General features: G+C 71.0%; 11 protein-coding genes. 9 read left to right on the top strand and 2 right to left on the bottom strand.

What is annotated here, in order from left to right:
* The 9 genes from VGT80_RS01320 to VGT80_RS01360 form a co-directional block, all read left to right on the top strand.
* A partial coding sequence (locus tag VGT80_RS01320) for a DUF721 domain-containing protein (RefSeq protein WP_327452219.1) occupies positions 1-428 on the top strand: 428 nt, incomplete at its 5' end.
* 160 nt (positions 429-588) lie between these two features.
* Positions 589-1,203, top strand: a complete 615-nt coding sequence (locus tag VGT80_RS01325) for a DsbA family protein (RefSeq protein WP_327452220.1) — start codon at positions 589-591, stop codon at positions 1,201-1,203.
* A 4-nt stretch (positions 1,204-1,207) separates the two neighbouring features.
* Positions 1,208-1,870, top strand: coding sequence for a DsbA family protein (locus tag VGT80_RS01330; RefSeq protein WP_327452221.1), 663 nt, complete (start codon positions 1,208-1,210; stop codon positions 1,868-1,870).
* Entirely contained in the window at positions 1,871-5,314 is a 3,444-nt protein-coding gene (smc, locus tag VGT80_RS01335; protein WP_327452223.1) for a chromosome segregation protein SMC, read from the top strand.
* Positions 5,315-5,478: 164 nt separating this feature from the next.
* Complete coding sequence (locus VGT80_RS01340) at positions 5,479-5,829, top strand: AtpZ/AtpI family protein (RefSeq protein WP_327452224.1); 351 nt, start codon at positions 5,479-5,481, stop codon at positions 5,827-5,829.
* Between the two features lie 6 nt (positions 5,830-5,835).
* Positions 5,836-6,663 (top strand): F0F1 ATP synthase subunit A, encoded by an 828-nt coding sequence (locus VGT80_RS01345; RefSeq protein ID WP_327452225.1) that lies wholly within the window; start codon positions 5,836-5,838, stop codon positions 6,661-6,663.
* Between the two features lie 30 nt (positions 6,664-6,693).
* Positions 6,694-6,927, top strand: a complete 234-nt coding sequence (locus VGT80_RS01350) for a F0F1 ATP synthase subunit C (RefSeq protein WP_327452226.1) — start codon at positions 6,694-6,696, stop codon at positions 6,925-6,927.
* A gap of 16 nt (positions 6,928-6,943) precedes the next feature.
* The gene (locus tag VGT80_RS01355) at positions 6,944-7,465 is read left to right on the top strand and encodes a hypothetical protein (RefSeq protein ID WP_327452227.1); all 522 of its coding nucleotides are present in this window, start codon (positions 6,944-6,946) and stop codon (positions 7,463-7,465) included.
* Positions 7,466-7,469: 4 nt separating this feature from the next.
* Complete coding sequence (locus VGT80_RS01360) at positions 7,470-7,961, top strand: ATP F0F1 synthase subunit B (RefSeq protein WP_327452228.1); 492 nt, start codon at positions 7,470-7,472, stop codon at positions 7,959-7,961.
* Between the two features lie 316 nt (positions 7,962-8,277).
* Here VGT80_RS01360 and VGT80_RS01365 read toward each other — a convergent pair whose 3' ends face one another.
* Together VGT80_RS01365 and gcvPB are read right to left on the bottom strand one after the other, a co-directional pair.
* A complete protein-coding gene (locus tag VGT80_RS01365) occupies positions 8,278-8,700 on the bottom strand; it encodes a hypothetical protein (protein WP_327452229.1) in 423 nt (140 codons plus the stop codon).
* A 128-nt stretch (positions 8,701-8,828) separates the two neighbouring features.
* Complete coding sequence (gcvPB, locus tag VGT80_RS01370; RefSeq protein ID WP_327452231.1) at positions 8,829-10,412, bottom strand: aminomethyl-transferring glycine dehydrogenase subunit GcvPB; 1,584 nt, start codon at positions 10,410-10,412, stop codon at positions 8,829-8,831.
* Positions 10,413-10,424 lie beyond the last annotated feature (12 nt).

Here is a 10,424-nt window from a genome sequence, read left to right on the forward strand (position 1 = left end):
TGAAGGACCTCGACGCCAAGTTCGGGCAGGGGACCGGCGCCTTGCAGGCCCGCTGGCGCGAGATCGTCGGGCCGGAGATCGCGCGGCGCACCGAGCCGGTGAAGCTGACCAAGGGCCGGGCCGGGGGGCCGTCCTCGCTGGAGATCCGCGTGGCGGGGCCGTCGGCCGCGATCATCCAGCACCAGGCGCATGAGATCCTGGCGCGGGTGAACTTGTTCCTGGGCGCCGAGGCGGTGCAGAAGCTGCGCGTCGTGCAGGGGCCGCTCAGGCACAAGCCCGAGCCGCAGCGCCCGCCGTCGAAGCGGTTGCAGCCGCTCGACGCCGCGGAGGAGGCGAGGCTTGCCAAGGCCCTCGCCGACGCGCCCGACGGACCGCTGAAACAGGCGCTGCTGACGCTCGGGCGCGGGGTCCTGCGGCGCGGAAGCTAAGCGCGGAGCGGCGCCTGCGGCGCGAGACTGGGACGCCTGGGCGAATTGACTCAAAACCGCCGTTGTCCCATCGCGTAAGTGGCGGGCGCGCCGCGAGTGGAGACCACCGCTGGAATCGCGCTTTACTCCGCAATCGCGCCGACGGGAAAGGTCGCCCTAGATGTTCAGCCGACGCCTCATGATCCTCGCCGCCGCAGCGGCCAGCCTGGCGCTCGCCGCCTGCAACAAGTCCGGTGGTCCGACCGGGCCCGCAGAGGGCGACATGAGCCTGGGCAATGCCGCCGCCAAGGTGAAGGTGGTCGAGTACGCCTCGGCGAGCTGCCCGCACTGCGCGCGGTTCAACAACGACATCTTCCCGGGCTTCAAGGCCAAGTACATCGACACCGGCAAGGCCTATTACACGTTCAAGGAATATCTGACGCCGCCGGAGAACGTCGCGGCGGCCGGCTTCCTGGTGTCGCGCTGCGCGGGCAAGGACAAGTACTTCACCGTCCTCGACGCGGTCTATCACTCGCAGCAGGAGATGTTCCAGACGGGTGATTTCCGCGGCGTGCTGCTGCGCATCGCCGAGAGCGCGGGCCTGACCGAGGCGCAGTTCAACGCCTGCCTGAACGACGAGAAGGCGATGAATGCGCTGAACGACCGGTTCAAACGCGCCGTCGACCAGGACAAGGTGACCGGCACGCCCACCTTCTTCTTCAACGGCAAGAAGGTGGCCGAGGGCGAAGTGACGGAAGCCCAGCTCGACCAGGCCTTCGCGGAGGCGTCGAAGTAGCCCCATGACCGCCATGACCCGCAGGATCGTGCTGGCCGCCGCGGCCCTGGCGCTCGCGGCGGGCCCGGGGCTGGCCGGCGTTCCAGCCGACGCGGTGAACGGCGACATGAGCCTGGGCAATCCCAAGGCGCGGGTCCACGTGGTGGAATACGCCTCGGCCAGCTGTCCGCACTGCGCGCATTTCGACGAGGAGGTCTTCCCGGCCTTCAAGAAGAAGTACATCGACACCGGCCGCGTGCAGTTCACGCTGAAGGAGTTCCTGACCGATCCGGCCGAGGTTGCGGCGGCCGGCTTCCTGACCGCCCGCTGCGGCGGCCGGGCGAAGTATTTCACCATCCTCGACCAGGTGTTCCGCAGCCAGGCGCAGTGGCGCGACGACGGCAAGATCGGCCAGATCATCACCCAGGTCGGCGTGGCCAACGGGCTGAGCGTCGCCCAGGTGGACAGCTGCCTCACCGACCCGGCGGCCCTCAAGGCGCTGAACGGACGGGTGGAGGCGAGCTCCAAGGACGGGGTCAATTCGACGCCCACCCTGAGGGTCAACGGCAAGACCGTGGCGGAGCCGACGCTGGCCGCGCTCGACGCCGCGATCGCCGCGGCGGGCAAGGGTGCGCCGGGCCATGCGGCGGCTCATCACCGCGCACCGAAAAAGCCCAAGAGGCCCTAGGTGCAGTTCCAGCGGCTCAAGCTCACCGGTTTCAAGTCCTTCGTCGATCCGACCGAATTTCGGATCGAACCGGGGGTGACCGGGGTGGTGGGGCCGAACGGCTGCGGCAAGTCGAACCTGCTGGAGGCGCTGCGCTGGGTGATGGGCGCGAATTCCGCCAAGGCCATGCGGGCCGGCGGCATGGACGAGGTGATCTTCGCCGGCGCCTCGAACCGGCCGTCGCGCAACCACGCCGAGGTGGCGCTGACCATCGACAACGCCGCCCGCCGTGCGCCGGCGGTATTCAACGACCATCCGGTGATCGAGGTGGTCCGGCGGATCGACAAGGGCGCGGGCTCGACCTACCGGATCAACGGCCGCGAGGTGCGCGCCCGCGACGTGCAGTTGTTGTTCGCCGACGCGTCCACGGGCTCGAATTCTCCGGCCCTGGTCCGCCAGGGGCAGATCTCGGAGCTGATCGCCGCCAAGCCGCAGAACCGGCGGATGATCCTGGAGGAGGCGGCCGGCGTCTCGGGCCTGCATTCGCGGCGCCACGAGGCGGAGCTGCGGCTGCGCGCGGCCGAGGCCAATCTCGCCCGGCTCGAGGACGTGGCGCGCGAGCTGGAAGGCGCCTACGGCCGGCTGAAGCGCGAGGCCCGCCAGGCGGAACGCTACAAGAAGCTGTCGGCCGAGATCCGCGCCTTGCAGGGCGCGGTGCTCTACGCGCGGTGGAACGAAGCCCGGGCCGCCGCCGAGCGGCTGACCGCGGAGGCCGCCGCCGCGGTCCGCGCGGTGGAGGAGACCGCCCGCCAGGCCGCGGTCGCCACGACGCGGGCCGCCGCGGCCGAGGAAGCCATCAAGCCGCTGCGCGAGGCCGAGACCATCGCCGCGGCGGTGCTGCACAAGCTGGCCATCGACAAGGACCGGCTGGACCGCGAGCACGAGGCCCACGCCGCCGAGATCGCACGGCTCGACGGCGACATCGAACGCATCGAGGCCGACGCGGCGCGCGAGGCGCACATTGTCGAGGACGCCGACGCGGCCTTGAAGCGGCTGGCCGAGGACCTCGCCGGGATCGAGGCCGCCATCGCTCGCGCGCCCGAGCGCCAGCCGGAGCTGGAAGCCGCCGCCAGCGCCGCCGAGGCCGCCCGCGCCGCCGCCGACGCCGAGGTGGAGCGACTGGCCGGCGAACTGGCCGCGCAGGAGGCCCAGAGCCACGCCGCGGCGCATCGGGTGGAGGAGGCCCAGACCCGGGTGGGCCGAACCCGCCGGGCGCTCGACCAGGCGCGTCACGAGCGCGAAGCGTTGGGCGTGGTCGGCGGTCCGCAGGCCGAGGCCGCCAGGGCCGAGCTGGAGGCGGCCGAGGCCGCGCTGGCGCAGGTCCGCGCCGCCCTGGAGGCCGCCGAGGAGGCGCGTGGCAAGGCCGTGGAGGCGGAAGCCGCCGCCCGCGAGATCGCCCGCAAGTCCGATGAACAGCTCGGCCGGCTGACCGCCGAGGCCCGGGCGCTGGCCCAGCTGGTGGCGCAGGCCCGGCGGGGCGGGTTTGCCCCGGCGCTGGACGCCGTCGCGCCGGACCGCGGCTATGAAAAGGCCCTGGCCGCCGCCCTGGGCGATGACCTGGACGCGGCGCTGGACCGCACCGCCCCGGCCTTCTGGGGCGGCCGCGACGCCGCGGCGCCGACCTGGCCGAAGGGCGTGACGGCGCTGGCCGATGTGGTGAAGGCGCCGCCGGCGCTGGCCGCGCGCATGGCCTATGTTGGACTTGTCGACAAGGCCGACGGCGACCGGCTGCAAGCCGGCCTGCCGCCCGGTGCGCGCCTGGTCTCCAAGGAAGGCGACCTCTGGCGCTGGGACGGCTTCGTGGCGCGCGCCGAGGCGCCGAAGCCCGCCGCCGCGCGGCTCGAGCAGAAGACCCGGCTGGCCGAGGTCGAGGCCGAGATCGAGAAGCTGCAGCCCAAGGCCGACGCCGCCAAGGCGGCGCTGACCGAGGCGGCGGAGCGCCTGCGCGGCGCCGAAGACGCCTTGCGCGCCGCCCGCCGCGAGCCGGCGATGGCCGAGCAGACGGCCGCTGCGGCGCGGGCCGCGCTGGAGCGGTTCGAGCGCGAGGCCGCCCGCAAGGAGGCCCACGCCGCCTCGCTGGACGACGTGATCGGCCGGTTCGAAGCCGAGCTGGCCGAGCATGAGGCCGTCCTGGCCGCGGCGACCGAGGCGGCAGGCGCGGTGGCGACCAGCGACGACCTCGCCGCATCGCTGGCTCGCGCCCGGGCGGCCGCCGGGCCGGCCCGCGACGCCGCGGCGCAAGCCCGCGCGGCGCTGGAGCTGGAGGTGCGCGAGCGCGACGGCCGGGCGCGGCGCCTGGAGCAACTGACCCGCGAACGCGACGACTGGACCCGACGCGCCGAGGCCGCGGCCAAGCGCACCGAGGCCTTGGGCAAGGCGCGCGCCCAGGCGCAGGCCGACCTCGAGACGGCTCGCGCCGCGCCCGGCACGCTGGAGACGCGCCGGGCCGACCTGCTGGACGAGCTGGGCCTCGCCGAAGCCCGGCGGGCCAAGACCTCCGACGCGCTGGCCGCCGCCGACGCCGAGCGCACAGACGCCGACCGCAGCCTGCGGGCCGCCGACGCCGCGGCCGCCGAGGCCCGCGAGATTCGCGCCAGCCTCTCGGCGCATGCCGAGGCGGCCGACACGCGGCTGATCGAGGTCACCGCCCAAATCCGCGAGACCGCGCGGATGGAGCCGGAGGAACTGGCCCAGAAGCTGTCGGACGACGCGGTGGCGATCCCGACCGACGCGGAAGGCATCGAGGCGCACCTCTATAATCTGGAACGGCAGCGCGACAGCATCGGGCCGGTGAACCTGCGGGCCGAGGAAGAGGCGGGCGAATACGCCGGCCGGATCGGGACCATGCAGTCCGAGCGCGCCGACCTGAGCGGGGCCATCGCGGCGCTCCGGCGTGGCATCGACGAGCTGAACGGCGAGGGCCGCGAGCGGCTGACCGCGGCCTTCGAGGTGATCAACGGCCACTTCAAGACGCTGTTCGAGGCGCTGTTCCAGGGCGGCCAGGCCGAGCTGCGGCTGGTGGAGTCGGAGGACCCGCTGGAGGCCGGCCTGGAGATCTACGCCTGCCCGCCGGGCAAGCGGCTGTCGACCATGAGTCTGATGTCGGGCGGCGAGCAGGCGCTGACCGCCATGGCGCTGATCTTCGCGGTGTTCCTGTCGCAGCCGGCGCCGATCTGCGTGCTGGACGAGGTGGACGCGCCGCTGGACGACGCCAACGTCGACCGGTTCTGCAACATGCTCGACGAGATGCACAGCCGCACCGAGACGCGGTTCGTGGTGATCACCCACAACCCGGTGACCATGGCCCGGATGGACCGGCTGTTCGGGGTCACCATGGCCGAGCGCGGCGTCTCCCAGCTGGTCTCCGTGGACCTGACCCAGGCCGAGGCGATGGCCGCGCAATAACCCAGGTTTGGGTGTTCTGCCGCGGTCTAGAAAAAATGTAACGAATACAGTGCGATACTGTACATTCCGGCAGCCTTGACGCGCTGCGGCGCCGTCTATAGGTTCCGCGCGACCTGAAGCCCCCGCCGTGGCGGCGACGTCGCGGTCATTAGGCCCTCCGACGCATGCCCAAGACGGACGACCAGCCCGAAGAGGCCCGCAAGAGCCTCGACGAGCGACTCGGCGCAGTCGAGGCGGCGCGGGCCCGTAGCGAGGGCGGCGACGCCCAGCGGGCCATGGCGCAGGGTTACCGCTTCCTCGGCGAAGTGGTGGGCGGAGTGCTCGCAGGGGCCGGTTTCGGCTGGCTCGTCGATCGCTTCACCGGGACGGCTCCCCTGGGTTTGATCGGCGGTCTGCTGATCGGGACGGGATTTTCGATCTGGGTGGCGGTGAGGTCCGCCGTCCGGAGCACGACGACAGAGACGACACGCGCCGGGCCGTCGCCCCGCGCGAGCGACGACGAGGACGAGGATTAGGCGCTAATGGCGGGACAGCCGGCCATCGACCCGATGCACCAGTTCGCGGTGCACAAGATCTGGCAGGGCCCGGTCTTCCATGTCGGCGGCCTGCCCGTGGACATGTCGATCACCAATTCGGTGGCCAGCATGATCGCCGGCGCGGTGATCCTGGTTGTGTTCTTCGCTCTGACCGCGCGGCGCGAGATCGTGCCGAACCGCGGCCAGGCGCTGGCCGAGAGCCTCTACAACATCGTCGACAAGGTGCTGGTGACGCCGATCATCGGCCACCAGGGCCGGCCCTACATCCCCTACCTGTTCACCCTGTTCACGGTCATCCTGGTGCTGAACCTGATGGGCGTGCTGCTGGCCATCGGCAACGTGGCGGGCCTCAGCATGACCTTCACGGTGACCTCGCAACTGGCGATCACCGCGACGCTGGCGGTGCTGACCTTCTTCAGCGTCTTCTTCCTGGGCTTCATCAAGCACGGGCCGAAGTTCCTGGGCCTGTTCTTCCCCTCGGGCATGGGCGTGATCGGGGCGATCCTGATGGCCCCGATCGAGATGATCTCCTACTTCGTGCGGCCCATCACGCTCGCCATGCGCCTGTTCGGCAACATGCTGGGCGGCCATGTGGTCATGGCGCTGTTCGGCTCGTTCGTCGTGGCGCTCGGCCTCTTGGCCCTACAGGGCGGCATGGCGTCGCTCGCCCTGGTGCCCAGCGTGCTTTCCTTCGCGATGATCGTCGCGCTGACCGGCCTGGAGCTGGTCGTGGCGGTGCTGCAGGCCTTCGTCTTCGTGGCGCTGGCCACGGTCTATCTCAACGAGGTCGTGAACTTCGGTCACGGCCACTAACAACCCAGAGCTCAACAGAGGACTATCAATATGGACGCTCATGCCGCCCGCCTGATCGGCGCGGGCCTCGCCACTTCGGGGATGATCGGGGCCGGTGTCGGCCTCGGCGTGCTGTTCGGCAACTACCTGCAAGCCGCGATCCGCAACCCCTCGGCGGCCGCCAGCCAGCAGACCATGCTGTTCCTCGGCATGGCGCTCACCGAGACCATGGGTCTGTTCTCCTTCGTCGTGGCCCTGATCATCCTGTTCGGCGCCGGCGCCTAAAGAAAAACCCTGACCGATGGCGACTGAAACCCAGGAAGGCACGGCCGCGGAGGGGCACTCCAGCGGCCTGCCGCAGTTCGACTTCCAGTGGTGGCCGGGCCAGATCGCCTGGTTCCTGATCATCTTCGCCCTGATGCTGGTGTTCATGCGGCTGTTCACCGTCCCGCGCGTCGGTGGCGCGCTGGACGCGCGGGATCGACGCATCGCCGACGACATCGCCGAGGCGCGGCGCATGAAGGACGAGGCCGACGCCCAGGCCCAGGCCGCCCAGGCCGACATGGCCCAGGCCCGCGCCCAGGCGCAGAAGCTGGGCGCCGAAGCCCGCGCCAAGGCGCAGGGCGAGATCGCCGCGCGCCTGGCCGAGGAAGAAGCCAAGCTCGCCAAGACCAGCGGCGAGGCCGAAGCCCGCATCGCGGCCGCGCGCGACGCCGCCATGGCCAATGTCCAGGGCATCGCCCGCGACACGGCCGGCGCCATCGTCGAGAAACTGACCGGCCGCGCCGCCAGCGCCGCCGAACTGAAGACCGCGCGGGGATAGGCCGATGGAACTCCTGATGGACGCCCACTTCTGGGTGGGCCTGGCTTTCGTGGTCTTTCTGGGCGTGCTGGTCGTCGCCGGCGTGCACAAGTTCGCCTGGAAGGCGCTGGGCGACGCTGGCGACAAGGTCCGCGCCCAGCTGGCCGAGGCCGAGGGCCTGCGCGCCGAGGCGCAAGGGCTGCTGGACCAGATCAAGGTGCAGCGCGAACAGTCGGAGAAGCTGGCCAAGGAGGTTCTCGCCAACGCCAGGGATGAGGCGCAGCGCCTGCAGGCCGACGCGCAGGTGAAGCTCGCCGAGCAGATCGAGCGCCGCGGCCAGCTGGCCGAACGCCGCATCGCCACAGCCGAAGCCCAGGCCGCCGCCGAGGTCAAGGCCGCCGCCGCGGAGCTGGCGTCGCAGATGGCGGAAGATGTCCTGCGCGCACGACTGGCTGTCGCCAAGTCAGACCCCTTGGTCGACCAAGCTATCGGACAGCTTTCGAGCAAGTTGCAATAGGTCTTCGGACCTATGCGGAATGAGAAGCCCGGGCGATGACCCGGTCTTTTCTTTGGCGGGTCGTCCGATTTCTTAACCGTGATATGGGAATCCTCTAGGGAATCGAATGGATTCCGTGGGAGGACAGCATGTCCGCATCCGGTATTTCAGAAGCAAACCCCGTCACGCCCGCCAGCTGGGCGCCGGCTCATCCCGAGCCGCCGCAGTCAGTGGGTCAGGCGCAGGTCGAACATCGCCGCCGCGACGCCAACAGCGGCGAGCCGCGGAAGATCGCCAGCTCCAACCCGCCCAAGCCGAATCGGGTGGACGTCCGCGCCTAGGCGGTCCGCAGGCGGCCGCGGCCCTTCAGGCGACGGCGGAAGCGGCTCGCGAAGCGGGCCCGCTTGGGCAGCATCACGCGTTCCATGCGCAGGATCTGTTGCCAGGCCACCGGGAACACCTCCGGCTCGCGGCGCAGCAGCCGGCGGAACGGGAAGACGAAGTTCGGGTGGCTGTGCTGCATGCGCACGAACTGGCGCCGCGCCTTGAACGAGTTGCGCAGCACCATCATCAGCCCGATGACGATGACCGCCATGCCCGGCAGATGCAGGGGCAGCGGCAGGAACTCGATCGCCAGCCCGACGAGGATGAAGGCGCTGCCCACGGCGAGCAGCAGCCCGCGACCGATCCGGCCGATCAGCTCTCGGGCGAATTCGTCGGAGGCGCGGTACACGCGCAGCGAGGGCATGGCGAGGGACACTGGAGCTTACCTGGGAAGCGCGGGCCGGCCCCGATGGGGAGGTCTGAACCGTCGTCGCGCCTGCCAGATATGCGAACGCGCCCACGAAACGTAAAGGCAACGCCCCGTTAATTTTCCGGGGCGCGACTCTATTCCGCAGCCAATGGCGCCGGCGCCACACCTGTGGGCTCTGGGCGCCACGTCAGGCGGGGCTTGCGGGCCGCCAGGGTCTCGTCGAGGCGGCGCAGGGGGGCCAGGTGCGGCGCGCCCTTGAAGCGCTGCGATTCGCCGGCCTTGGCCGCGGCGGCGAGCGCCAGCATGGCGTCGCAAAACCGGTCGAGCTCGCGCTTCGGCTCGGTCTCGGTGGGCTCGATCAGCATGGCGCCGTGGACGACCAGCGGGAAGTACATGGTCATCGGGTGAAAGCCCTCGTCGATCAGCGCCTTGGCGAGGTCGAGGGTGGTGATGTCGGAGCCCTCGAGCCAGGTGTCGTCAAACAGGGCCTCGTGCATGCAGGGGCCGTCGGGAAAGGCGGGCGTCATGGCGGCCGCCAGCCGGGCCTTGATGTAGTTGGCGTTGAGCACGGCGTCCTCGGCGACCTGGCGCAGGCCGTCGGCGCCGTGGCTGGCCATGTAGGCATAGGCGCGGACGAACATGCCCATCTGGCCCTGGAAGGCGCACATGCGGCCGAAGGCCTGGGCGGCCTCGTCCTTGGCTTCCTCGACGAGGTGGAAGCCTTCGGCGTCGGAGACCACCCAGGGGGCCGGGGCGAAGGGCGCGAGCGCCGCGGAGAGCACCACCGGGCCGGCGCCCGGCCCGCCGCCGCCGTGCGGGGTGGAGAAGGTCTTGTGCAGGTTGATGTGCATGGCGTCGACGCCAAGATCGCCGGGGCGGACGCGGCCGACGATGGCGTTGAAGTTGGCCCCGTCACAATAAAAATAAGCTCCGTGCGCGTGCGTAATGCGCGCGATCTCGATCACGTCGCGTTCGAACAGGCCGCAGGTGTTGGGGTTGGTGACCATGATCGCGGCGATGTCGGGGCCGAGCTTGGCGGACAGGTCGGCGAGGTCGACGCGGCCGTCGGCGGTCTGGGCGATCTCGGTGACCGAGTAGCCGACGAAGGCGGCGGTGGCGGGGTTGGTGCCGTGGGCCGAGGTCGGGACGAGGACGGTGCGGCGGTGGCCCTGGCCGGCGGCGTCGTGGGCGGCCTTGATGGTCAGGAGGCCGCAGAGCTCGCCGTGGGCGCCGGCCTTGGGGGTCAGGGCGACGGCGGGCATGCCGGTCAGCGTCTTCAGCCAGTGGGCGAGGCGGTCCATGAGCGCCAGGGCGCCCTGGGTCGTGGAGACCGGCGCCATGGGGTGCAGGTCGGCGAAGCCGGCCAGGCGGGCCATCTTCTCGTTGAGGCGCGGGTTGTGCTTCATGGTGCACGAGCCCAGCGGATAGAGCGCCAGGTCGATGGCGTGGTTCTTCTGGGAGAGGCGCACGTAGTGGCGCATCGCCTCCGGCTCGGTGAGGCCGGGCAGGCCGATGGGGGCGGCGCGGACCAGGTCGCCGAGGTCCGACGCGTCGTGCTCGGCGGCCGGCAGGTCGACGCCGGTCGTCTGCCAGCCGCCTTCCTCGAAGATCAGCGGCTCGTCCTGCAGCAGGCCGCGGCCGCCGGTCAGCGAGGTGAAGCCGGCCGATGCGGCGCCGGCGTTGGGGGTGGTCGGGCGGCCGACGTTGGACATGGCCATCAGGCGATCCCC

Origin of the sequence: Phenylobacterium sp., from assembly GCF_035944335.1 — a bacterium.
Lineage (GTDB): Bacteria > Pseudomonadota > Alphaproteobacteria > Caulobacterales > Caulobacteraceae > Phenylobacterium.

What these genes read in the sequence shown, in the direction of transcription:
- VGT80_RS01325 (WP_327452220.1), top strand. Translation starts at nt 589, where the DNA reads ATGTTCAGCCGACGCCTCATGATCCTCGCCGCCGCAGCGGCCAGCCTG.
- VGT80_RS01330 (WP_327452221.1), top strand. Translation starts at nt 1,208, where the DNA reads ATGACCGCCATGACCCGCAGGATCGTGCTGGCCGCCGCGGCCCTGGCG.
- VGT80_RS01340 (WP_327452224.1), top strand. Translation starts at nt 5,479, where the DNA reads ATGCCCAAGACGGACGACCAGCCCGAAGAGGCCCGCAAGAGCCTCGAC.
- VGT80_RS01345 (WP_327452225.1), top strand. Translation starts at nt 5,836, where the DNA reads ATGGCGGGACAGCCGGCCATCGACCCGATGCACCAGTTCGCGGTGCAC.
- VGT80_RS01350 (WP_327452226.1), top strand. Translation starts at nt 6,694, where the DNA reads ATGGACGCTCATGCCGCCCGCCTGATCGGCGCGGGCCTCGCCACTTCG.
- VGT80_RS01355 (WP_327452227.1), top strand. Translation starts at nt 6,944, where the DNA reads ATGGCGACTGAAACCCAGGAAGGCACGGCCGCGGAGGGGCACTCCAGC.
- VGT80_RS01360 (WP_327452228.1), top strand. Translation starts at nt 7,470, where the DNA reads ATGGAACTCCTGATGGACGCCCACTTCTGGGTGGGCCTGGCTTTCGTG.
- gcvPB (WP_327452231.1), bottom strand. Translation starts at nt 10,412, where the DNA reads ATGGCCATGTCCAACGTCGGCCGCCCGACCACCCCCAACGCCGGCGCC.